We start from the raw sequence: 25263 nt of genomic DNA, 5'->3' as shown, positions 1-25263 counted from the left end.
ACGCCGCTTATCCCTGACAGCGGTACACCACGGCCTCATAAGGACGGAGCGTACCGGATACCATGTCTTCAGCGTGCTGCGGCTCCGGGTAGTTGCCGATGAGACGGTTCCCGCCGCGGATCAGTCCAGCTTCTTCATCAGACATCGTATAGCTGGCCTCCTCGCCGGAGAAGTTCAGCAGGACGAGCCAGTTTTCTCCGTCCATGCTGCGCAGATAACTGAAGATCTGCTGGTGATCCTCTAATATAAACCGAAAGTCACCGTAGACCATAATCGGGTGCTCTTTGCGCAGACTGATCAGCTTCTTATAGTAGTTAAGAACAGAATGAGGATCTGCCCGTTCCTTCAGCACGTTAACCTCCTTATAATCCGGATGCACCGGCATCCAAGGGGTCCCGGATGTGAAGCCGGCCTGTATCGTGTCATTCCACTGCATCGGGTTGCGGGCATGATCACGTGACTTGGCCTTGATCCGTTCCAGGATGGTCTCCGGATCTTCGCCTTTATCATGAACCATCACGTCATAATAATGGAGGGCCTGCTGTTCCTTAAAGTCTTTAATGGAAGTCAGCAGCGGGTGGTTGGTCATACCAAGCTCTTCACCCTGGAGGAAAAACGGGGTCCCGCGAAGCGTATGCAGGAAGGTGGCCATCATTTTGGCCGACTCTGTCCGGTAGGTTCCCTGATCGCCGAAGGTGGAGACCATGCGCGGCTGGTCATGATTGCTGAAATAAAGCCCGAACCAGCCGCCGGCATCGCCGATGTCCTTTTGACACATCCAGATAATCTTGCGCAGATCAGCCAAAGACCATGCCTTGTTTTGCCACTGGTCATGAGGCTGGTCGCCGAGGGAAGAGGCTTCCGGTGAAATAACCATAGACAGCTCCTTACGGTCGGGGTGGGTATATTTCAGCACATCACTATCTGTGACCTTGGATGTCTCGCCAGCAGTGAAAACGTTGTAGCGTGAGAATACCTGTTCATGCATTTCATGCAGATATTCGTGGATGTACGGGCCATTCCGTGTAAAGTCTTCGCCGCTGTCCTGAATTTTGTCCTTGTCGGTATCAGGGAAGTTCTGGTCCTTGGAGAGAGAGTTGACGGAATCAAGTCGGAAGCCATCGATGCCTTGATCGAGCCAAAAGCACATCATGTCATACATTTCGTGTCGCAGCTCCGGATTGTCCCAATTCAGATCCGGCTGCTTGGCATGGTATAGATGCAGATAATATTCACCGGTTGTCTCGTCAAGCGTCCAGGCCGGTTCTCCCAGGAAGGAGGTCCAGTTATTCGGCGGCCCGCCATCCGCTTGGGCAGGACGCCATATGTAGTAATCACGGAAGCGGCTGTCCCGCGATGAGCGCGCGTTCTGAAACCAGGGATGCTCGTCCGAGGTATGGTTCAGAACCAGATCCATCAACAGGCGGATGCCCCGGCGATGCAGTTCGTTAAGCAGCAGCTGCCAATCCTCCATCGTCCCGTACTCCGGCTGGATGCTCCGGTAATCCGTAATATCGTATCCGTAATCAATGTTAGGGGATTGATAGATGGGTGCGAGCCATACAGTATCGATGCCAAGCTCCTGCAGATAATCAATTTGGGAAATGATCCCGCGGATATCACCGATGCCGTCTCCGTTGCTGTCCATGAAGCTGCGCGGATAAATTTCGTACACCACGCTTTCCTTCCAATTGGCTTTCTCCATCCTTCTTCCTCCTTCAAGCTTGATTTATCTATTTTTCTAACTTAAGGTAGGTAACGTACTTAATTACCTCTGATTGGATTATTACCCCATTCTGCGATAACAAAATCGGTTTGGGTCAGCGGGAAAAGACTGCAATAACGCCATAAATGTTGGGTTAATACCCTTGGCAAGCCGATTTTAAGCTATCTAGAATACAGGTGAGGGACAAAGAGAGTACAATGAACAATTTGGATACGGGGGACTGTAGATGAAGCCATTTATCATTGGGGTTGATCTTGGGGGGACGAATATCAAGGCTGCAGTGCTGAACTCTATGCTGGAACCGATATGTGAGCGGAAAGTACCAACCGGAGCGGCTCAAGGTTCACAGCATGTGCTAAGCAACATTCGTGACGTGGTGGAGGACATGCTGACTGCCGAGAGAATATCTTCTGATGCTGTGTTAGGGATGGGCCTCGGAATTCCGGGTCTGCTGGATCCGGTAGAGGGAATATCGATATTTTCACCAAACTTTCCAGAGTGGGAACATGTCCCTGTCGTTGAGGAGATGAACCGGGTATTCGCTTTTCCTTCTTATATTGATAATGATGTCCGAGTTCATATGTACGGAGAATGGCTGCATGGGGCAGGGATCGGTTGTCAGAATCTGCTTCTGATTACACTGGGGACAGGACTGGGATCCGCAGTTGTGGCTAACGGAAGAATGGTCTATGGTGCAACAGCCAGTGCAGGAGAGATCGGTCATATGAACATGTATCGGATAGGAAGACCCTGCCGCTGCGGAAGCACAGGTTGCCTGGGGCGTTACGTATCGGCTGTGGGTATGGTGCATACGCTGACCGAGAAGCTGGAACAGGGACGGCAGAGCGTTATTTCCGATTGGGTACACGGCTGGAAAGCGGATATTACGGCAGAAATGATCTCACAGGCTTATGATCTCGGCGATCCTCTTGCAGTAGAAGTGATGCACGAGACCGGAGAACTGTTGGGATACGGGCTCGCGAATGCGATCAATCTGCTGAATCCCGAACGGATTCTGATCGGCGGGGGAATGGCAGCGGCAGGAGAACGGCTGCTGCACAGCGTACGCACGGCCATCAATGAACATGCACTCGCATTGCCGTGTCAGGCCTGTCAGGTGCTTACGGCACAATGGGGCAATCAGGCGGGGGTTAAGGGCGCAGCAGCATACGCCAAAGCAAGAGTCGAAGGGCTTCATATCGAATTGGGCATTATGTGAGAGTTAGAGGTACTTCCTTGGGCTGGAGCTTAGGGGTATAATAAGCATTAGTCTTGTAAGCGCTTAAGGGTGAAGAACTACAGCAGGGTGGTAAGGAGAAGCCGTGAAGTCCAATCTATACCGAAAAATTGTATTATTAATTGTCGTCATGCTGATTCCCATTATTGGACTGTATTTCTATTCCAATCATACCGCATCGGATGTGGTGCGTAAGGAATTGAACGAGTCTAATATGAATCAGCTTGTTTTCTTTCAGAACCAGGTGAATTCCAATATTGATATTTTGGCCTCCTGGCCTAATTTGTTGATCCATGATCCGGATGTAAAAAGCTTTCAGGAGATCTACCTGAACAACGAGCATCTGAACCTGGACGGGATTAATCTGATCAAGCGGATCCAGGATAAAATCAGCTTGCAGCAGAGCTCGTCCAATTGGAGAGGGAACCTGTCCGTGTATTCCCCCTCACTTCAGCGGGTAGTCACTGAACAGGATGCCAGGAGCTATAGCGCGAAAGAGCTGCAGCCATCTGCCCGTGCGGGCTGGCAGGTTCAACGCTACGAGAGCAGCGGGGATACCGCTTATCTGTTCAGCTGGTACACAGCGGCACCGTTTACCAATCATGTTGATCCCAAAGCGGCCAATACGATTATCAAGGTAGAGTTTGACAGCAGCAACATTCAGGAAATGCTGGACCGGTTCAAGAGTGACGGCCGCCGTGATCCGTTCTATTACAGGCAGGATCAAGGCATCATTTACAATCACAGTGCTGATCGTCCTTTTATCCGTGATCTGGTTGCTCAGTTGAAGGGATCCCCGTTGAAGAAGATGGAGAACCGGACTGTTGAAATGGATGGGCAGAGCTATACCGTCAGTCTGGTTCGGTCCCAGGTGACAGGCTGGTACATGATCGATTATTTGCCTTTATCCGAGATCATGAAGCCGATCGCCAGCTCCAACCGGCTCTTTTATTTCTCGGTAGGCATCCTGCTGCTGATGAGCATTCTGGCCGCTTACCTGCTCTACTCGCATGTTCAGGTGCCCCTGCGGCAGCTGATTTATGGCTTTCATCGCGTGACTGGAGCGGATTACAGCTACCGGATGCATGTGGAGGGCAACAACGAGTTCAGCTTTTTATCATCCCGTTTCAATTCGATGGTAGAGCAGATTCAGGAGCTGTTCGAGAAAGTTTATCTGGAGAAAATTCATGTGCGTGAGGCTCGGCTCAAGCAGCTGCAGTCGCAGATTAATCCGCATTTTTTTTATAATTGCTTCTCTTTTATTACCAGTATGGCCAAGCTGCGCAAGCACGAGGCCGTCGTCGCCATGTCTCACAGTCTGTCCCGTTATTACCGATATACAACCAGACAAGAGCGGGATCTAGTGCCGCTCGAAGAGGAAATGGAATTTGTAAAGCATTACCTCGAAATACAGACGATGCGGATGAACAGGCTGACCTATGATATGTATGTGCCGGAGAACTGCCGTAAGCTGCAGATTCCGCCGCTGCTGATCCAGCCGCTGATCGAGAATGCAATTCTGCATGGAATTGAACCGCATGCAGAAGAGGGAATTGTCAGAATTCTGGTCAGCCGGGATGGGGATTGTATCCGTGTCATCGTTGAGGATAATGGTGGCGGGATGGATAAGGAAGATCTGCTGCGGCTGGAGACACGTCTAAATGAACCGATGGATGAACATATGGGCTGCGGTCTATGGAATGTGCAGCAGCGGCTTCGCCTTCGTTTTGGCGACACAGCAGGTATTTTCTTCTCGCGTTCAGAGCTGGGCGGCCTGCGGGCGCAGCTGGTCTGGACCCTGCCGGAAGAAACGTAAACAACTGTAACTGCAAGTACAAAGGGGAAGTGATACACCATGTATTCAATACTGCTGGTTGATGATGAGAGCTATGTAACAGAGAGTCTGAAGCTGACGATGGACTGGGAGCAGCTGCAAATCCAGGAAGTGTACCAGGCCAAGTCAGCCCTCGAGGCACTGGACGTACTGGAAGAGAATGAAATTGATATTATCGTGACTGATATTCGTATGCCGGAGATGACAGGGCTTGAGCTGATTGAAATTGTATCCGGACGCTGGCCTGGCGTGAAGTGCCTGCTCCTGACCGGTTATTCGGATTTCCAATATGCCCAGAAGGCGATTCAACTGCAGGCGCATGATTATATCTTGAAGCCGGTGGATGACGAGGAATTTGCGAAAAGCGTCGGCATGGCCATAGAATCCCTGCAGGCTGAGCGCGAGCAGGAAGAGAAGTTTAATCAGCTCAGGTACAGCCGCCGGTCTGATCTGGCCATTCTGCATTCCAATTTTATGAGAGATCTGCTGCTGGGCCGGCAGTGGAGCACAGCCCGGATCAGTGAGAAGCTGCAAGAATATGAAGTGAACCTGCAGACAGATAGGCCCACCGTGCTGACCCTGATTCAGCTGGGCCGCTCCTTTACAGCCATGGACGCCCATTCGGTCAGTCTGATGGAATATGCCATCGGTAATATCGCCGAAGAGTTCTTTCAGCCGCAGCTGCGCATCTGGAGCGCCAAGGCACCCCATGACTGCCTGGTCCTGCTGTCCCAGTCACAGCAGGGTGCGGTTATTAGCTCCCTAGAGGACAGCGGCGGCCGGGTGCCTGGACGTGCGAAGCTTGAGCCCATGATTGAGCAGTTCCAGCAGCAGGTTAACAGCTATCTCAAGGGAGAGATTTCGCTGATTATTTCCAAGCCCTTTCTGTTCCCGGACGGTTTGGCCGAGGCCTACCGCGCAGCATTAGGCCATCTGTACCTGCCGGATCATGAAGGGGCAGGAACCCTTTACTTCATGGAAGATGAACCACGTCCGGCCCAAGCGGCAGCCAAGCCGCTGGATGCGCTCTATAAGCCGCCTACCCTGATCCATTTGCTGGAGTCCCAGCAGTGGCAGACGGCAGGGGAGAAGCTGAATCAGGTATTCGATGACATCATCGAACAGCGGCTGTCGCGGGAGCATCTGTATCAGACCTTTCTGGCGATCACGAATGCTTTCATTTACATTGCCCACCACCGTGGATTGAATATTGCCGATCTCGACCCGGCTGCGACGGATCCCCTGAATGCACAGCATGTGGTACAGTCCGTGCGCAGCCTGAGGGAATGGACGATGTCCATGCTGCAGAAGCTGCCTCAGGGTTCGCAGGGTGAAGAGGGAGGCGCACGCAGCCACATTGTGAAGCAGGTGCAGCAGATGATCGCTGCAGACAATGGGTACGAGCTTTCAGTAAAAATTATTGCCGACCAGGTATTCCTCCATCCGGTCTATCTGTCGAAGATTTACAAGGCGGAGACCGGCGAAGGCCTTGGAGACTACCTGATCCGCAAGCGGATGGAGACGGCCCTCTATCTGTTAAAGAACAGCAACAAGAAGATCTATGAGATAACATCCGAGCTGGGATACCAGAACCCGCAGTATTTCAGTAAAATGTTCAGAAAACATTACGGAATGACGCCGCATGAATTCAGGGAGCAATCCTAGGACAGGTTCATCACCTGTCCATTCAGGTTGGCAAAGGTGCAGAAATCTTCGTTTTGTGACATAGGATGACCAAACCCTCTTCTTTATAATGAAAATGTAAATACAATGATTGAGGGGGAGCACGATGAAACTTAGTTCTAAAAAGGGTTGGCTGTCCATGCTCGCATTGTCGGTCGTATTAACCGGCAGTCTGGCAGGGTGCTCAGGCGGCAGTGGGGAATCAAAGACTGCAACGGTCAAAACTGAAAACGTATACAAAGAGAAGTATGATCCGGAAGTAACCATCTCCACGGTATGGGGCGTTGACCCGGCACTGAAATTCAAGAATGGGGAAACGATTGAGAACAACGTCGCTACCAAATGGGCAAAAGACAAATTCGGTATCAATATCAAATCCCTGTGGTCGGTTACCGACACCAACGGAGCGCTGGCAACCAAGCTGCGCATGAACATGTCCTCCGGTCAGGAAATGCCGGACGTGCTGACTCTGGGTGCAGAGAATTCCCAGCTGGCACAGGACCTGATTGACTCCGGGATATACGGAGAAGTAGGGCCGCTGTTCGACAAATACGCATCTGATACATGGAAACAGGCCATGGACCAGGATACGAACGTATGGAACCAATATACACGTGACGGCAAAAAAATGGGTATCCCGGTACTCGATTTTGCTTACAACCACGATTATGTACTGTGGATCCGCAAAGACTGGCTCGATAAGCTGGGTCTGAAAGAACCAAAAACGATGGAAGAGCTCGAGCAAGTGATGGAAGCCTTCAAAAACAAAAACCCGGACGGACTGGCTCCTGACAAAGTCGTTCCGCTGAGCATCGGCTTCAAAACGGCACTGAACACCTGGATGGGTGACCCGTCCTGGATCTTCGGCGCTTACGGCACACTGCCGCAGCAGTGGAATGTTGGGGCTGACGGCAAGCTGGAATACGGTTCTGTGAATCCGGCGATGAAGCAGGGTCTGCAGAAGCTGAAGGACTGGATGGCTAAAGGCTACATTCCTCAGGAAGCAGCACTGTGGGACGAGAACAAGACGTCCGAGCCTGCTGTAGCAGGTACTGCGGGTATTATTCCAGGCCCTTACTGGATGAGCGGCTGGCCTCTGCAGGATACAGCGAAGAACGTACCGGGAGCAGAGTGGGAGCCAATTACGATTCCTACTGGTCCGGATGGCAAAGCGATGCGTCACGGTACTCAGTACACCAATGGTGTAACCCTGATCAAGACCGATATGGAGCATCCGGAAGCTTTCTTCACTTACGAGAATTACCTGTATGATCATTTTGCAAAAGCAAGCGCTGACGGCGAATTTGCCAACGGTATGTTTAAAGGGTATGACTACGATCTGGATGCTAACGGCAAAATGCTGCCGAATGACAAGATTCCTGGCGGTTACGTTAACGTCGTTCGCTACCTGCTGGTGCGTGACGGTGCACGTATTCCAGACGAACAAATGAAAGCTCTGCTGAAGCTGGCCGACGGCAAAGAGCCGGAAACCCGTCTGGAGAAAGACGTGGCGGTGAACTATGGTAAAGATACTCCACAGGCAGCGAAAGTGCTGCTGGAGCAGAAGGATATTTCTTACAAAGATATGTTCACAGGCCCGACTACGGAAACAATGAAATCCAAATGGGATTACCTGCTCAAAATCGAGAACCAGACCATCAATGAAATCATCTATGGCAAACAGCCGATCGATGCGTTCGACAGCTTCGTGAAATCCTGGAAGTCCGGTGGCGGCGATCAGATTACGACAGAAGTCAACACGTGGTATGACAGTGTAAAAAAATAAGCAGTAACACGCAGACAGCCCTCTCCGGAGGGCTGTCTTTTGCTGTCTGCATCGTCAGGGGATTGATTGCTATAGTGCCATTTATGTTGGCTTAATGACCTACTGGTCCTATGTAAGCGGATTTATAATTGAAGTATAAGAAATCAATGCAAATGGGGGATTACGATGAAAGGATTGAGACGGACCTGGCCGTTTCACGTCATGCTGCTGCCTGCAGTTATCTTTTTAATTATCTTTAGTTATGTACCTATGGGCGGTATCGTTATGGCATTTCAGAATTATAAGCCTTACCTCGGAATCAGTGGTTCCGAATGGGTAGGCCTTGATAATTTTCGTTATCTGTTCGAGAGAAATGACAGTGTACAAGTAATATGGAACACCCTGGTGATCGCTATTCTCAAAATGATCTTCAACCTGCTGATCCCGCTGGTGTTCGCCATCCTGCTGAATGAGGTCCGTAAAGTGGCCCTGCAGCGTTCGATTCAGACACTCGTATATCTGCCGCACTTTCTGTCCTGGGTTATCCTGGGGGGCATTCTGATTGACCTTCTCGCAACCGACGGCTTTGCCAACCGGATTCTCGGCTGGTTCGGAGCCGGGCCTATCTTCTTCCTGGGGGATAATAACTGGTTCCGCTTTACGGTTATCGCGTCGGATGTATGGAAGGAATTTGGCTATAACACGATCATTTTCCTGGCAGCTCTTGCCGGTATCAACCCTTCCCTGTATGAAGCGGCCGAAATGGACGGCGCCAGCCGCTGGAAGCAAACGATGCATATTACGGTTCCTTCCCTGATGCCAATGGTGGTTGTTGTTGGAACTCTGGCACTGGGCAATGTATTAAATGCCGGCTTCGACCAAATCTTCAACCTGTATAACCCGCTGGTTTATCAGAAGGGCGATATCATCGATACCTTCGCGTACCGGACAGCAATCCTGAACGGCGAGATGGGCTTTGGTACAGCCATTGGACTCTTCAAGTCTGTAATCAGTATGGTTCTGATCGCTATTTCTTACCGGATGGCCTACAAGTGGGCAGGTTACCGCATATTCTAGGACAATGAAAGAGGGAGAGTTATGCATCACAAAACGATGCCCTATCGGATTTTCACGGTTATCAATACTTGCTTTCTAATTTTTCTGGCTGTTATGTGTATCGTTCCGCTCATTCACGTACTGGCGGTATCCTTCAGCTCCAAATCTGCGGCGGATGCGAACCTGGTCGGCCTGTGGCCGCAGCAGTTTACACTGGAAGCCTACAAGAAAACGATCGACAATCCGCTGTTCCTGCACTCGATCTGGGTATCGGTCAAACGGACTATTCTGGGTACAGCGCTGACCTTGCTGGTGACTTTCCTGGCAGCCTACCCGCTGTCCAAGGAGACCTCCGTCTTCCGCAGCCGCAACATTTATTCCTGGCTGTTCGTATTCAGTATGGTGTTTACCGGCGGCCTGGTGCCATTCTACATTGTGATTCAGAAACTGGGTCTGATTGATTCCTTCTGGGTGCTTGTACTGCCGAGTGCCGTGAACACCTTCCTGATCATTCTGATGCTGAACTTCTTCCGCGGGATTCCGAAGGAGCTGGAGGAAGCTTCCCTGATCGACGGTGCCGGACATTTCACGACCTTGTTCCGGATCTTCCTTCCGATCTCGCTGCCATCCATTGCAACTATTGGCTTGTTCAGCATGGTCTACCACTGGAACTCCTGGTTTGACGGTTTGCTGTATTTGAACAACAACAGTCAATTCCCATTGGCAACGTTCCTGCAGACCGTTATCATTCAGCGCGACATGAGCTCTATGAGCATGAGCCCCAAAGAGATGGAGCTGCTGTCCCAGACGACGGTAAATGCAGCACAGATCTTTATCGGCGCTGCGCCGATCCTGATCGTGTATCCATTCCTGCAAAAATATTTTGTCAAAGGCATGACGCTTGGTTCAGTTAAAGAATAGGAGAGTAGATATAATGACTAGACCGCTTCAATATCCACCCATCAGCCCACGCGTGCCGCATATGCTGCACGGTGCAGATTACAATCCGGAGCAGTGGCAGCGTTATCCCGAGGTACTGGCTGAAGACATCCGGCTGATGAAGCTGGCCAAATGTAACGTGATGTCTGTCGGTATTTTCTCCTGGGTATCCCTGGAGCCGGAGGAGGGCGTATTCACTTTCGAATGGCTGGACCGGGTACTGGATTCCTTTGCTGAGAACGGCATTTATGCTTTCCTCGCTACACCGAGCGGTGCACGTCCGGCATGGATGTCTGCCAAGTATCCGGAAGTGCTGAGAGTTAATGAACGCCGTGTACGCAATCTTCACGGTTTCCGTCACAATCACTGCTATACTTCACCTGTATACCGGGAGAAGGTAACGATCATGAACACCAAGCTGGCTGAGCGGTATTCCGATCATCCTGCGGTGATTGGCTGGCATATTTCCAATGAGTACGGCGGTGACTGCCACTGTGATTACTGCCAGGATGCATACCGCGTCTGGGTTAAGGAGAAGTACGGCACGCTGGACGAGCTGAACCACGCCTGGTGGACAACCTTCTGGAGCCATACGTATACAGATTGGAGTCAGGTCGAATCGCCAGCGCCGCATGGCGAGACCCAGGTCCACGGGATGAACCTGGATTGGAGACGTTTCGTTACGCATCAGACTGGAGATTTCATCAAACATGAGATTCAGCCGCTGCGGGAGCGCAATCCAGAGCTTCCGGTGACGACCAACCTGATGGAGTTCTTCGAAGGATTGAACTACTGGAAATTCGCCGATTTACTCGACGTCGCCTCATGGGACAGCTATCCAACCTGGCATGACCAGGGCGGAGATGACAGCAAGCAGGCGGGTAAAATCGCCATGATGCATGACATCGTCCGTTCCATCAAGGGCGGCAAGCCTTGGATGCTTATGGAGAGCACGCCAAGCCTGACCAACTGGCAGGATGTGAGCAAGCTGAAGCGCCCGGGCATGCACCTGCTGTCCTCGCTGCAGGCGGTAGCTCATGGTTCCGACACCGTTCAATACTTCCAATGGCGAAAAAGCCGTGGTTCCAGCGAGAAGCTGCACGGGGCTGTCGTGGATCACGTCGGACACGAGCATACACGGGTGTTCGGTGATGTCACCCAGGTTGGTGACAGTCTGGAGAAGCTGCAGGAGGTTATCGGCTCGACCGTTCCTGCTGAAGCTGCCGTGATCTTTGACTGGGAGAACCGCTGGGCGGTGAACGATGCCCAGGGACCGCGCAACAAGGGAGTCAAATACGAAGAGACCGTACAGGCTCACTACCAGGCTCTATGGGAGCAGGGAGTTCCGGTCGATGTGATCGATATGGAACAGGACTTCACGCCTTACAAGCTGCTGGTTGCTCCGATGCTGTATATGGTCCGCCCCGGCGTTGGAGAGCGGATTCAGGCTTTCGTAGAGAATGGCGGTACGTTCGTAGCTACCTACTGGTCCGGTATTGCGGATGAGCATGATCTGACCTTCCTGACCGGCTTCCCGGGACCACTGCGCAAGACGCTCGGTATCTGGTCTGAAGAGCTGGACGGCCTGCATGACCATGACCGCAACAGTGTTAAGCCGCTGGATGGTAATATGCTGGGACTGCAGTCTGACTATGAAGCCGTAGAGCTGTGCGACCTGATCCATCTGGAAGGTGCCGAGGCGCTGGCTGTATATGGTTCTGACTTCTATCAAGGTCGCCCGGCACTGACCGTAAACTCGCTGGGTCGAGGTAAAGCGTACTATATTGCTTCGCGCAATCAGGGCTCGTTCCATACGGACTTCTACCGTGAAATCGTACTTCAGGCTGGCGTTCGAAAAGCGCTTGATGTAGAGCTGCCGCATGGCGTACAGGCATCGGTTCGTGTAAATGGGAAACACGAATTCGTATTCGTGATGAACTTCGTGGATCAGCCTCAGACCTTGAAGCTGGACGGCTCGTCGTATGAGGAGCTGCTGTCCGGTGAGACAGTACAGGGAGAGCTGAAGCTGGGTGCCTTTGACGTGAAGGTATTGAAGAAATAAATGTGCAAGATGTAACCCTTGCATAATGGAATCAGGGGATCTTGAGCAAGGCAGCTGTGCAGACAGCTGCCTTGTTTCGTTGTGTTTATTACAGCATTCTCTGGAGATTTAGCTTCTTTTTTGAGGAGCCTGGTTTCTTCCGGGCGCGGGACTGCTATACTGGGAGCTGTGGCAGTTTATTTATGCTTAAAGGCAGGTAAGGAGTCGGAAAGATGAAGTTTAATAAGGGAGATTCCCACGTCCATTTTCGTGACCGTCATGGCACGGTTCATAATTACATATTCCAGAAGCCGCTGGAGATTTACCAGGCGGATCACCTGGACTGCATAAACGCTGTCTTGAAGGCAGCAGAGCGCGCGGCCCTGCAGGGCCGGTATGTCGTGGGGTATGTGGCTTATGAGGCGGCAGGCGCCTTTGACCGCCGGTTGGTTACCCGGCAGCCAGGTGCTGGACCGCTGGCCTGGTTTGCCGTATACGCTCAGGCAGTGCCTGCCGCAGAAGCAGAAGCTGCCTCTATATCCGAGGAAGCTGAATTTTCGCTCGGCGGCTGGTCTGCGAATACGCTGCAGGACGAATACAGTGAAATCATTCAGCGTATCAAACACCATATCGCCGAGGGAGAGACGTATCAGACGAATTACACGATTCGGATGAATTCCGATTTTGCGGGAGATGATTACGCCTTTTACCGTCAGCTGTGTCAGAACCAGCAGGCTGCTTACAGTGCCTATATTCACTTGGGAGACTGCCGGGTGCTGTCTGTGTCGCCTGAACTGTTCTTCGAAGTGGAGGATGGGGAGATTCTGACCCGGCCGATGAAAGGGACAGCTCCCCGGGGGAGATGGAAGGAAGAAGACGACAGGCTGCGGGAGCAGCTGAGGCATTCGGACAAGGACCGAGCCGAGAATGTGATGATCGTAGACCTGCTGCGTAACGATCTTAGCCGGATTGCTGAGACGGGAACAGTCCGGGTGGACAAGCTGTTCAAGATCGAGCTCTATCCAACCGTATTCCAAATGACCTCCGAGGTATGGGCGCAGACGAAGTGTGGACTATCAGAGATCTTCTCGGCGCTGTTCCCCTGTGGTTCAATAACCGGCGCGCCCAAGGTCAGCACGATGGAGATCATCACGGAGATTGAACGTGAGCCTCGCGGTGTCTACTGCGGATCTATCGGATTGCTGCTTCCGGGCGGCCATTCCATCTTCAATGTAGCGATTCGGACGGTTCAGCTGGACAAGCAGGCAGGCAAGGCGTCCTATGGCGCCGGCGGCGGCATTACCTGGGATTCTTCTGCAGAAGGGGAATACCAGGAGGTATATAACAAAGCGGCGGTACTGACGCGAAAGGCGCCGGGATTCCAACTGCTTGAAACGCTGCGGCTGGAGCGTGGCGAATACGACTTGCTGTCCTGCCATCTCGAACGGATGGCGGCGTCAGCAGCCTTCTTTCAATACCCTTATGATGAAGCCAAAGTGCTGCATGAATTGCGTTCGCTGGTAAACCATCTTCCTGAAGCACGAACTGCCTATCGTGTCAGGCTGCTGCTTGCGAAGGACGGTACGATCCAAGCTGAGGCTTCAGCGCTTCCGTCTGGTGATCACAGCGAGATGCAGGCCGTACTCAGCTCGGAGCCGGTAAACTCGAGCAACCTGTTCCTGTATCATAAGACAACCCACCGCGAGGTTTACAATGAGCGCAAAGCAGAAGGCTGGGATGAGACGCTGCTGTGGAATGAGCGCGGTGAACTGACCGAGTTTGTTATTGGTAATCTGGTGCTGGAGATGAACGGGCGCTTGTACACACCGCCTGTGGTATCGGGACTGCTGGGAGGTACGCTGCGGCGGAGTCTGCTGGAGAGCGGCCGGATCACCGAGCGTGTCTTATACCGGAGTGATCTTCTGAAGGCAGAGAAAATCTGGCTTATTAACAGTGTGCGAGGCTGGGTTCCCATTCGGTTCGGTTCCATCATGCTGTGCAATCCTGAAACATCTTTCCCCGGTGTTCGTATAGTGCGGTAATACGAATGGAAGAGGGGATGAAGAATGTCTTTTTTTAATAAAATGCTGGCCAGCTTCGGAATCGGGGCCGCGAGGATCGATACGCTGCTGGATAAGCCTTCCTACCATCCCGGTGAGGATGTGCATGGTGTTATTCATATTTATGGAGGCAGTACGGAACAGCAGGTCGACCGCATCTATGTTCAGGTCATGACAGAGTATATCCTTGAGCATGATGACAGGAAAGTGATCGAGACCTGCTGTATGGCCCGAATTACCGTCTCCGACCGGCTGACCGTTCAGGCGGGGGAGAAGCTGGAGATCCCTTTTGCCTTCCCGCTGCCGCTGGAAACGCCGCTTACCTTGTCCCGTCAGCCGGTATGGCTGCGCACCGGACTTGACATTGACAACGCCTTCGATCCGAAGGATCAGGATTATATTGAGGTTGTGCCTCATCCGGATCAGACTGCTGTATTGGAAGCCGTCGAGCAGTTGGGATTCACCTATAGGTCGTCAACGTGCGAGTATCACAAGCGCCTGGGACGCGGCGTGCCGTTCGTCCAGGAGATTGAATTTTACCCTGGAGGCCGATTCGCCGGAAGGATGACGGAGCTGGAACTGATTGTAAGACTCGAACATGATGGTCTGTCCGTGCTGGTTGAGGTGGATCGACGGGGCAGCGGGCTCGGGGGCTGGCTGGAGCGCGCCTTTGATATGGACGAACGCCATGCGTGGATCCAGTTGAACGATGGGGATCTGCGCCGGGGAACCGGCCATATTGCCCAGTTGCTGGAGAGTCAGATTGAAAGGATGTCCCGTTAGGGAAGCTGCATTATAAACGAACTTGAACTGCTTGCGATCAAACAGAGAAGAAGCTGACACCTGCTGAGGTGTCGGCTTTTTTGATGAATATGACAGATAGATAGAGCTGGCTGTCCCTTCCCGGAGGTATGGTTGAAAGAATTTTGTTTTAACACGGTGATAATTTATTATGAAGAAGCGGGAGATAAGCCTTTATTTCTGAGCAGAAGGGAAGGATTACGGTATGGAATATGTTAAATTAGGCCGCACCGGCCTGGAAGTGTCCAGGCTCTGTCTAGGCTGTATGAGCTACGGAGAGCCCGAACGCGGCAATCACAGCTGGACGCTGGGCGAGGAAGAGAGCCGGCCATTCATTCGCAAGGCGCTGGACCTGGGCATTAACTTCTTCGATACCGCCAACGTCTATTCTGACGGAACCAGCGAAGAGATTGTGGGGCGCGCGCTCCGTGATTTTGCCAGCCGGGATGAGGTCGTTATTGCTACCAAGGTACACGGTACGATGCGCAAGGGTCCCAATGGCGGAGGCTTGTCCCGCAAAGCGATCATGACTGAGATTGACCACAGTCTGCGCCGTCTGGGGACAGACTATGTCGACCTGTATCAGATTCACCGCTGGGACTACGAGACTCCGATTGAAGAGACGATGGAGGCGCTGCATGATGTTGTGAAGGCAGGGAAAGCCCGTTATATCGGCGCGTCTTCCATGTATGCCTGGCAGTTCCTGAAATCGCTGCATGTCGCAGATAGCCATGGCTGGACCCGTTTTGTCAGCATGCAGAACTACGTTAACCTGCTCTACCGTGAAGAAGAGCGCGAGATGCTGCCGCTATGCGCGTCGGAAGGCATCGGCGTCATTCCATGGAGTCCGCTGGCGCGCGGTCGTCTGACAAGGGATTGGGATACGACAAGTGCCCGTTCCGAGACCGATGAATTCGGCAAAACACTGTATGCCAAAACCGCCGATGCCGACCGTCAGGTAGTTGAAGCTGTTGCAGCGATTGCAGCAGAACGCGGTGTTCCGCGCGCGCAGATTGCTTTGGCCTGGGTGCTGCAGAAGCAGCCAATCACTTCCCCGATTATTGGTGCTACCAAGGAGCACCATCTGGATGATGCAGTGGCTGCACTCCATATTCAGCTAACGGAAGCGGAAGTTCAGGCGCTGGAAGCACCTTATGTGCCGCATACCGTAACTGGTTTTGCCTAAATGATAAGAACATTACAGCCAGACCTGTGAAGGACCACCTCCGGTGGCCCTTTTTTGCTTTTTTTGTATTAATATAAGGGTGCAAAAAGATGACCTAAATGTTACGCTTACTAAGAGGCTGGCTGGGGCCAGCCGCTATAGACATCCAATCGAGGTGCAGCTGCGTGCAGAAGAAAGTAAAAGTGTTATCCACTCTGGAAGAGATCAAGGTCTATTCCGATCCATACCGCATACAGATCATGAATACATTTTATAAGCTAGGCCGTCCAGCTACGGTCAAAGAGGTCGCCGATACGATGGGCGAGGTACCTGCCAAGGTCTACTATCATGTGAAGAAGCTGGACAAGATCGGTCTGGTGGAGCTGGTGTCCACCCGCGAGATTAACGGGATTATCGCCAAGTATTATCAGGCATTTGAGGGCGATATTCATATTAACCATAAGGAAGTGTCCGGTCCCGTTAAACAAATGATGCTCTCGGAGACCCAGAAGCTCATTAACAGCATGTTCGATCAGTACAAGCAGAAGTTTCTTCAGGTCATGACAGCTGAGAGTGAACCGATTGCTAACACCACGAGCAAGACTATACATGTGACGCATGACGAGGCGATTCAGCTTCTCCGTGACATCCGTGAGCTTCTGAAGCCTTACGAGCAGAAGAGAAGCCAGGAAGGCATAACCGAGGTTGATTTTTTTGCCTCAATGTCAGGAGCTGTGACGGGTTCGAGCCCAGACCAAACCTCTGATTTCGTTTCCAAATCCGATTCCTAATGAAAAGCACCCAAAATCCAGCCAGGCTTGGATTCCAGGTGCTTTTTTCTATTCCTTAACGGCTCCAAGTACAATCCCTTTGACAAAAAAACGCTGCAGGAACGGATAGACGAGCAGAATCGGCAGGGCACTGATAAAGATCTGTGCCGCATTCACCGTCCGCTGGGACATATTCTGCAATTGCGTGGCATCGACATTCATATTGGAGAAATCCTGCTGGACGATGATCGTCTGCATCAGGGTGGCCAGCGGATAATGGTCCGCTGTTTTCATATAGATCAAGCCGTCAAACCAGGAGTTCCAGTGCCCGACCATCGTGAAGAGCGACAGCGTAGCAATCGCGGGCATGGAGACGGGGAGGAAAATACGCCACAGGGTGGTCATATGTCCGGCCCCGTCAATAAATGCAGCTTCCTCCAGCTCTTTTGGCACATTGCGGAAGAAATTCATCATCAGGATCAGATTATAGACGGCAAGTACGCCTGGCAGGATCAGGGCCCACAGCGTATTCATCAGGCCCAGCTTCTGCACGAGAATGTAGGACGGGATCAGTCCGCCGCTGAACAGCATCGTAAAAATGAAGAACCAGGCGTAAAGCGAACGCCCCTTGAAATGGCTGCTTTCCTTGGACAAAGGGTAAGCGGTGAGTACAACCAGCACCATGCTGAGCAGGGTACCCAGGACCGTACGTTGAATCGAGATCCAGAATGCTCCGAGAAAGTTGCTGTTGCTGAATGTTTTGGCATAGGCATCCACGGTGAAGTCGATAGGCCACAGGCTCACCAGATTGGCAGAAGCAGCAGCCTTGCCGCTGAAGGATACCGCGAGGATATGAATCAGCGGCACGACGCACAGAATGGACAGCAGCGCAATGAAGGTATAGTTAGCGGCACTGAAGATGCGGTAGCCGGCCGTTTTATGATACATGGACGGGACCTCCTTAGAAAATGCGATAATTGGCTGTTTTATAGGCCAGACGATAGGCACTGATAATCAGGAACATGGCGACAAAGGACTTGAACAGGCCGACAGCGGTAGCGAAGCTCATTTTCCCATTCAGAATGCCCATCCGGTATACAAAGGTATCGATAATATCGCCTTTTTCATAGACAAGCGGATTGTACAGGTTAAAGATCTGATCAAAGCCTGCATTCAGAATATTGCCCAGGGACAGTGTACCCACCACAATAATCATCGGGATCAGAGCAGGCAGGGTGATGTGCAGCGTCTGCTTGAGGCGGGTTGCACCATCGACCTCTGCTGCTTCATACAGCGCAGGGTTGATTCCTGAAAGCGCGGCCAGAAAGACAATCGTTCCAAAGCCAAACTCCTTCCATATATCGCTGACAACGACCGTCACCCGGAACCAGTTCCCGTCTCCCAGAAAGAAGATGGGTTCTACACCAAACCATCCCAGAGCCCGATTGACCAGACCTCCCTCAGGGGACAGCATATCAAGCAGGATGCCGCCGAGCACGACCCAAGACAGGAAGTGGGGCAGATACACAAGCGTCTGTGAGAAGCGCTTGAACGTCGTATGCCGCACCTCATTCAGCAGAATGGCAAATACGATCGGTGCCACCAGTCCAGCCACAATTTTCATAGCGGCAATAATGACGGTGTTCCAGATAACCTGCAGGCTGTCCGGATATTCGAACATGAAGCGGAAGTTGTCCCAGCCGACCCAGCGGGAGCCGGTCAGACCAAGCCAAGGCTTGTAGTCCTGAAAGGCGATGACAATACCGCCCATTGGAATATAGGCAAAAATGATCGTTACAACGATAGCCGGCAGCAGCATGAGATGCATGGGCCAGGTCCGTTTGAGGTTCCATTTCGTACGCTTTTTTGGTATGGTCTGCGTAGCGGGAATGGAAGTGCTTACAGGTTGTTCCATAGGAATGTCCCTCCCTTTTGAATTTCAACTTTCGTTTGAAGCGAGCATCTGCATCATGTAATAAAATCGCTAAGGATTTATGAACAATGCTGAAGCAATTTGAATTATAGCAACGGGGATGGGCTGTCTATAGAATAAGATTTCAATCCGTATGTTGTTTTCTTAACTTAAATGCTGGAATTCATTCTAGAAACAGGACAGGTGAGGAAATGAGGCTGACCGTATTTACGAAAACGGTGATCCTGCTCGTACTGCTGCTGGTACCGATTCTGCTGCTGTACAGCTATGCAAACCGGACCAGTGTCGATATGATTGTGGAGGAGAAGAAGCAATCGAGTCTGAATCAGTTTCACTATTTCAGCTCACAGGTAGACAAAAATATTGAGCAGCTGTCCCTCTATGGTTTGACGCTGCTGCGGGATCCGAGCATTCTGCACTACCGTAATATCAATGATACGACCACTCAATATGACAAAAATACGATTTACCTTGATATTCTGGATAAGCTCGCGTTATACCAGTCTACCAATCAGTGGATGAACGATATTACGATTTATTTTCCGCAGCCGGAGCTGGTGCTCTCGACCATATCCAACCGGACGGTGTATGACGAGAAGCTTTTGAGGCTGCCGCCGGCCGGAAGATGGAGTCTGGTAAACGGCCGGTTTACATATGTATTTACGGATAATTACCTTTCAGGCCCGGTAACCATCGAGGCAGACAGCAAGTACATCATGGAGGTTAACTTCAATACCAGCAATGTGGTACAGATGCTCGATGATTACAAAGAGACGCAGGGCGGCGACCCCTTTTTCTATAGCGCTTCCATGACGACCTTGCTGAACCGGAGCGCAGATGACGAGCTGGCGGAAGCAGTGATTGAACAGCTTCATGGTTTGCCTGCAGATAGGGGGAAAACGAAGGCCGAGGGCAACCGGACAATGGAGGTGAAGGGCCGGCAGTATCTGGTCAGCTATGTGCATTCCGCCCAGATGGACGGATATTACATCAATCCGGTGCTGCTGGATCGCCTTCTGGACCCGCTCGACAAGAGCCGTAATATGTTCGTGATTTCCACGCTGCTGCTGCTCGGATTAAGTATCGGAGCTGCGCTGCTCCTATACCGCAAGGTGCAAATTCCGATATCGAGACTGATGCAGGGGCTGACAAGTATACGCAAGGGGAATTTTTCGGCTCGCATCCCGGTAGACCATGTGAGGGACGAGTTTGCTTACGTTTCCCAGAGCTTTAACCATATGGCCGAACAGATTCAGGAGCTTGTAGAGAATGTATACGTGGAGCGCATCCGTTCCCGGGAAGCAACACTGAAGCATCTGCAGTCCCAGATTAATCCGCATTTTCTCTACAACTGCCTGTTCTATATCAAAAATATGACGATGCTCGGCAACAAGGATGCCGTCGTCGCAATGACGCTGAATCTTGGCGAGTACTACAGGTATATCACCCGCTCGGAAAAGGACACGACCACCGTAGAGGAAGAGATCCGGCTGCTGGAGAACTATCTGACGATTCAGCAGCTGCGCACACATCGCCTGTCTTATGAAATTTCGGTGCCGGAGGAGATGCTGCACCTCAGCATTCCAAGGCTGCTGATTCAGCCTATTGTTGAGAATGCAGTCATCCATGGTGTAGAGCCTTTTGAGGACAGCGGGCATATCATTGTGACCGGCACAGTGAATCATGGAGTCCGTGAAGGACGTGGACGTCCGGTGACGGTGTACAGCATACTTGTGCAGAATGACGGGGTCTCTCTTGGGGAGTGGGAACTGCAGCGGCTGCAGGATGCGCTGGAGGAACCGATGGGTCATGAGATCGGAACCGGTACGTGGAATGTCCACCAGAGGCTGGTAACCCGGTACGGACGTCCTGCCGGGTTATACCTGGAGAATATCCCCTGCGGGGGGCTGAGTGTAGAAATTCGATGGGTGGAGGAAGAGGAGGAGCAGCATGGTCAATTTAATGATTGTGGATGATGAACATTCCGTGGTGGAGTCATTATCCACCTCTATTCCGTGGGAAAGCTGCGGAGTGAGAGATGTATACAAAGCCTATTCAGCCAAGGAAGCGATCCAGCTGATGTCCATGCACAGCGTTCATATTGTGATCACGGATATCCGGATGCCCGGCTTGTCCGGCCTGGACCTGGCGCGAACCATCCAGCAGCGCTGGAAGCAGACCAAATGCATTATTTTATCAGGGCATGCGAGCTTTGACTATGCGAAGCAGGCGCTCCAGCACGGGACGATCCACTATCTGCTGAAGCCTGTCAGTGATGAGGAGCTGATTGCGGCCGTACAGGCTGCAGGTGAAATCATTGCCTCTGAAACCGAACAGGTAATGAAGCACCACCAGGCGATGTATGCTATGAAATCCAGCATGCAGGAGCAGCGCGGTGAACTGCTGCAGGATATGCTGCTCGGCCATCGCTATGATGAACGTATACTCGGGCGGAGGCTCGAGCAGTTGGAGATGGAGATCTCGCCGGGCGCGAAAACCCATGTGCTCCTCGTCCGTTACGAGGACTATCAGGAGAATCCATCGGCCTTTGAGCTTATGAAGTATGCCATCACCAATGTGGCCGAGGAAATATTAAGTCCATCCTTTTACTTGTACCCTACTCATGACGCGCATGACTGTCTGGTCTTCCTGCTCAGTCCCCGGTCTTCCGTACAAGAGATGGAACCCCTGCTTGTCCGGCTGGGTGAGCGGCTCCTGAGCAATGTCCGGCAGTATCTTCGTGCTGCTATCTCGCTCTCCTTCAGCCGTACGGGACGATTCCCGGATCAGCTGCCACAGCTGTATCAGCAGGCTATGAGGGCATTCCGCAGTCCGGCTGCCAGTGCCAGCACACTTCATATCAGTACGGAGGAGATGCCTCAGGGAATCCGGCTTCAATCACTGCCCGCCATGCATGAGCCGCCGACCCTGCCTACGCTGATGAAGGCAGGCAGATGGAACGATGCGCGAAACAAGGTCGAGCAGATTCTGGAAGAGCTGTCGGACAGTGTGTTTCCGGAACATGTATATGCGGCATTCCACTATTTTGCGGCTTCTTTCTCTGAAATGGCGCACAGTGAGGGACAGCCGATCTCCGACGTGCTGGGTGAAGAATACCAGCAGCTGCTGAAGGACGGTTACCGGGTATCCATGCGAGGATTATCTGCCTGGAGCCGCCGTGTAATCAGCCGGCTCGCGGAGCAGCGGGAACAGCAGGGTGGAGAAGCAGGCTCGGCCGTCATTCGCCAGGTACGTCAGTGGATCGATCAGCATCTGAACGGGGATGTCTCTTTGCAGGCGATTGCAGGTATCGTGAACCTTCATCCAGTCTACCTGTCCAAAATGTACAAGCAGTGGACCGGAGAGGGGCTCAGTGATTATGTCGTACGGATCCGGATGGAGCGTGCGGTTCATCTGCTGAAGCACAGCAATCTGAAAATATACGAGATCGGCGAAGAGGTCGGTTACGGCAGTACGCCTTACTTTATCCAGGTGTTCCGCAAGCACCACGGCCTGACGCCGCAGGATTACCGCAATGGTTAATTAAAATGCAGGCAAGGGAGGAGCCTAAGAAGTTGATATGAAAATTGAAATAGTGATATATGACTGAACTCCCGGCTGCATTATGATGACTCATGAAAGGGCATACAAAAGCAATTAGGGAGGGGTTTGTGTGTACAGAAAGATGATGACATTGCTGCTGGCGTGCACTTTTGTATTTGTGACCGCGTGCGGCTCGGGCGGGGACAAAGAAGAGGCAGTAGAGACAGCAGCACCTATTGAATTAAAGGACGGCAAGTATGATCCGCCGGTGCAGATGAGCTATCTGCGTTCCTGGAATGACGATACCCGGTTCAGAAATGGGGAAACCCCGCAGGACAATGTCCATACCAAATGGGCCAAAGAACGTCTGGGCATTGAGCTGACTACACCATGGACGGCGGCACATACGAACGATGCGTTCTACACAAAGCTGCGTCTGTCGCTCTCAGCGAATGAGGAGCTGCCGGATGTCGTCGTCATCCGCGGGGACTACAATCTGGTTCGTGAGCTGATTGAATCCGGCAAATTTGCCGATGCAGGTGCGCTGTTCGACCAATATGCCTCGAAGACTTGGAAAGAAGCGGCTGATTCTGCTCCGACCGAATGGTACCCGTATATGTTCGAGGGTAAACGGATGGGGATTCCGGTCTATGACTATGCCTACAACAGTGATCCGGTCCTGTTTATCCGTGAGGATTGGCTGAAGAAGCTGAATTTGAAGGAGCCGACGAACATCGATGAATTGGAGAAGGTAATGGATGCCTTTACCAATCAGGATCCGGACGGCAACGGGAAGAAAGACACCTACGGGATGACAGCAGGATGGAAGAACAACTTTAATACCTGGATGTCTGAGACAGGCTGGGTGTTCGGGATGTTCGACACGATGCCTGGACAGTGGAACAAGGCAGCCGACAACACGCTGGAGTACGGCTCCATTCAACCGGGAATCAAAGAAGGTCTGGGTACCCTGAAGGATTGGCTCGATAAGGGTTATCTTCCGAAGGAAGCCGGTGTATACGATGAGACGAAAGCAGCCGAGCTGTTCACGGCAGGCAAAGCCGGTATGATCGTCGGCCCGCACTGGATGCCGAACTGGCCGATTGACGATGTGAAGAAGAATGTAAAAGGGGCGTCGTACAAAGCGATTGCACTGCCAAAAGGTCCGACTGGTGAGAGCCATCACCATGGCTCCGGTGCCAGCAATGGTGTAATTCTAATCAATAAGGACATGAAAAATCCGGAAATTTTCTTCACCTACCAGAACTATCTGTTCGATAATTTCGCTAACCCCGCGGTAGGCAGCGAATTTGAGAACGGCTTTGCAAAAGGTTACGACTACGATATCGTGGACGGTAAGGTTTTGGGAGAAGCAGAGGTCAAGGACGGCGTAGCTCCAGTAAAATATACGCTCACGTATGATGGGGCCCGTATTCCGGACCTGTTGATGGAGACGCTGTCGAAGCTGGCTTCAGGACAAGAACCGAAAACTCCGTTTGAGAAAAACATTAAAATCTCAAACAAGCCGGAGGTGTTCCCGGCGGCACAGGTTGTAGTAGACCATAAGGGTGATGCCATCAAAAATGAATTTACCGGCGCGCCAACGGATACGATGAAAATGAAGAAGGATGCGCTCGACAAGATGGAGAAGGATACGTTCAGTAAAATTGTGTACGGCCAGCTGCCGCTGGATGAATTCGACAAGTTCGTGGAGAAGTGGACGTCCATGGGCGGCGAGCAAATCACGACCGAGGTGAACGAGTGGTATAAATCGGTTCAGAACTAATACCAAACAAGGCAAAGCTGCATTCCCGATATGGTATCGGGGTGCAGCTTTTTGGTTATCTTTTGGTATGTTCCAATTAAGGGATATACTATAGATACAATATGGGAGACAACTTGAAGGAGGGATAAGCATGCAGGTATCTGGCAATACGGTATTGATCACGGGCGGAGCATCAGGCATTGGACTGGCTCTGGCTGAGCGGTTTGTGAACGAGGGGAGCACCGTGATTATTTGCGGACGCAGGGAAGCGAAGCTGCAGGAGGCGAAGGAAGCAGTTCCGGCCTTGCACACCCGGGTATGCGATGTTTCTGATCCTGAGCAGCGAATCGCATTGGTGGATGAAGTTACGGGGACCTTTCCGGATCTGAATGTTCTGGTCAATAATGCCGGCATGCAGCAGCGTGCCAATCTGCTGGGTCCTGCTGAGGACTGGAGCAGATTCCGTAAGGAAATTGAATCGAATGTGGATGCTCCAATGCATCTATCCATGCTGCTGGCTCCTCACCTGGCCCAGAAGCCGCGTGCGGCGATTATTAATGTTTCCTCCGGACTGGCTATTATGCCTGGAGTCTGGGTGCCTGTGTACAGCGCAACCAAGGCTGCTCTGCACTCCTTTACGATCAGTCTTCGGATTCAGCTGTCTTCCACACCGATTGAAGTGATCGAAGTATTCCCGCCGGCGGTAAATACGGATCTGGGTGGTGTAGGTCTGCATACATTTGGTGCACCTCTCAATGACTTTGCAGATTCGGTGTTTGCAGACCTGGGCACAGACAAGCTGGAGATTGGATACGGCGGCACGGAAGAACGGCTTAAATCAACCCGGGAAGAGCTCAATGAAATGGCCCGGCAGGCCTGGGAACGAATGAACAGCAGCTCCTGATACGAACAGCACAAAACCCCCTTCACTTGGGTGAAGGGGGT

Annotated in this window: 18 protein-coding genes; 15 read left to right on the top strand and 3 right to left on the bottom strand. The window is 52.0% G+C overall.

The features are described 5' to 3' along the window. Positions 1-7: 7 nt before the first annotated feature. Complete coding sequence (locus Q5741_RS16080; protein WP_305025135.1) at positions 8-1705, bottom strand: glycoside hydrolase family 13 protein; 1698 nt, start codon at positions 1703-1705, stop codon at positions 8-10. Between the two features lie 247 nt (positions 1706-1952). Here Q5741_RS16080 and Q5741_RS16075 point away from each other — a divergent pair, with 247 nt between their 5' ends. From Q5741_RS16075 to Q5741_RS16025, 11 genes are all read left to right on the top strand, one after another. Then, the gene (locus Q5741_RS16075) at positions 1953-2945 is read left to right on the top strand and encodes an ROK family protein (protein WP_305025134.1); all 993 of its coding nucleotides are present in this window, start codon (positions 1953-1955) and stop codon (positions 2943-2945) included. A gap of 103 nt (positions 2946-3048) precedes the next feature. After that, entirely contained in the window at positions 3049-4779 is a 1731-nt protein-coding gene (locus Q5741_RS16070) for a sensor histidine kinase (RefSeq protein WP_345784164.1), read from the top strand. 39 nt (positions 4780-4818) lie between these two features. Beyond that, positions 4819-6462 carry a response regulator gene (locus Q5741_RS16065; protein ID WP_305025133.1) on the top strand — a complete coding sequence of 548 codons (1644 nt, stop codon included), beginning with the start codon at positions 4819-4821 and terminating at the stop codon, positions 6460-6462. 124 nt (positions 6463-6586) lie between these two features. Further along, positions 6587-8266 carry a type 2 periplasmic-binding domain-containing protein gene (locus Q5741_RS16060; RefSeq protein WP_305025132.1) on the top strand — a complete coding sequence of 560 codons (1680 nt, stop codon included), beginning with the start codon at positions 6587-6589 and terminating at the stop codon, positions 8264-8266. Positions 8267-8431: 165 nt separating this feature from the next. After that, positions 8432-9322 carry an ABC transporter permease gene (locus Q5741_RS16055; protein ID WP_305025131.1) on the top strand — a complete coding sequence of 297 codons (891 nt, stop codon included), beginning with the start codon at positions 8432-8434 and terminating at the stop codon, positions 9320-9322. Positions 9323-9343: 21 nt separating this feature from the next. Further along, positions 9344-10222 (top strand): carbohydrate ABC transporter permease, encoded by an 879-nt coding sequence (locus tag Q5741_RS16050; protein WP_305025130.1) that lies wholly within the window; start codon positions 9344-9346, stop codon positions 10220-10222. Between the two features lie 13 nt (positions 10223-10235). Beyond that, positions 10236-12302 (top strand): beta-galactosidase, encoded by a 2067-nt coding sequence (locus Q5741_RS16045; protein ID WP_305025129.1) that lies wholly within the window; start codon positions 10236-10238, stop codon positions 12300-12302. Between the two features lie 212 nt (positions 12303-12514). Next, positions 12515-14323 (top strand): aminodeoxychorismate synthase component I, encoded by a 1809-nt coding sequence (pabB, locus tag Q5741_RS16040; RefSeq protein WP_305025128.1) that lies wholly within the window; start codon positions 12515-12517, stop codon positions 14321-14323. A gap of 24 nt (positions 14324-14347) precedes the next feature. After that, positions 14348-15124, top strand: coding sequence for a sporulation protein (locus Q5741_RS16035; protein ID WP_305025127.1), 777 nt, complete (start codon positions 14348-14350; stop codon positions 15122-15124). A 223-nt stretch (positions 15125-15347) separates the two neighbouring features. Continuing rightward, a complete protein-coding gene (locus Q5741_RS16030) occupies positions 15348-16328 on the top strand; it encodes an aldo/keto reductase (RefSeq protein WP_305025126.1) in 981 nt (326 codons plus the stop codon). Positions 16329-16492: 164 nt separating this feature from the next. Continuing rightward, positions 16493-17098, top strand: coding sequence for a winged helix-turn-helix domain-containing protein (locus tag Q5741_RS16025; RefSeq protein WP_305025125.1), 606 nt, complete (start codon positions 16493-16495; stop codon positions 17096-17098). Between the two features lie 48 nt (positions 17099-17146). Here Q5741_RS16025 and Q5741_RS16020 read toward each other — a convergent pair whose 3' ends face one another. Next, a complete protein-coding gene (locus Q5741_RS16020; protein WP_305025124.1) occupies positions 17147-18025 on the bottom strand; it encodes a carbohydrate ABC transporter permease in 879 nt (292 codons plus the stop codon). A 13-nt stretch (positions 18026-18038) separates the two neighbouring features. Continuing rightward, complete coding sequence (locus tag Q5741_RS16015) at positions 18039-18905, bottom strand: ABC transporter permease (RefSeq protein ID WP_305025154.1); 867 nt, start codon at positions 18903-18905, stop codon at positions 18039-18041. 296 nt (positions 18906-19201) lie between these two features. Here Q5741_RS16015 and Q5741_RS16010 point away from each other — a divergent pair, with 296 nt between their 5' ends. The 4 genes from Q5741_RS16010 (at position 19202) to Q5741_RS15995 (ending at position 25222) form a co-directional block, all read left to right on the top strand. Then, on the top strand, positions 19202-20986 hold the full coding sequence (locus tag Q5741_RS16010) for a sensor histidine kinase (RefSeq protein WP_305025123.1): 1785 nt from the start codon (positions 19202-19204) through the stop codon (positions 20984-20986). Continuing rightward, entirely contained in the window at positions 20961-22553 is a 1593-nt protein-coding gene (locus Q5741_RS16005) for a response regulator (RefSeq protein WP_305025122.1), read from the top strand. The genes Q5741_RS16010 and Q5741_RS16005 overlap by 26 nt, the downstream gene beginning before the upstream one ends. 130 nt (positions 22554-22683) lie before the next feature. Beyond that, complete coding sequence (locus tag Q5741_RS16000) at positions 22684-24339, top strand: extracellular solute-binding protein (protein WP_305025121.1); 1656 nt, start codon at positions 22684-22686, stop codon at positions 24337-24339. Positions 24340-24469: 130 nt separating this feature from the next. Next, positions 24470-25222, top strand: a complete 753-nt coding sequence (locus tag Q5741_RS15995) for an SDR family oxidoreductase (protein ID WP_305025120.1) — start codon at positions 24470-24472, stop codon at positions 25220-25222. The last annotated feature ends 41 nt before the right edge of the window (positions 25223-25263 follow it).

It is taken from the genome of Paenibacillus lacisoli, from assembly GCF_030580655.1.
In the GTDB taxonomy this organism is placed as follows: domain Bacteria; phylum Bacillota; class Bacilli; order Paenibacillales; family Paenibacillaceae; genus Paenibacillus; species Paenibacillus lacisoli.
This window is presented reverse-complemented; position numbering and strand designations above follow the sequence as displayed.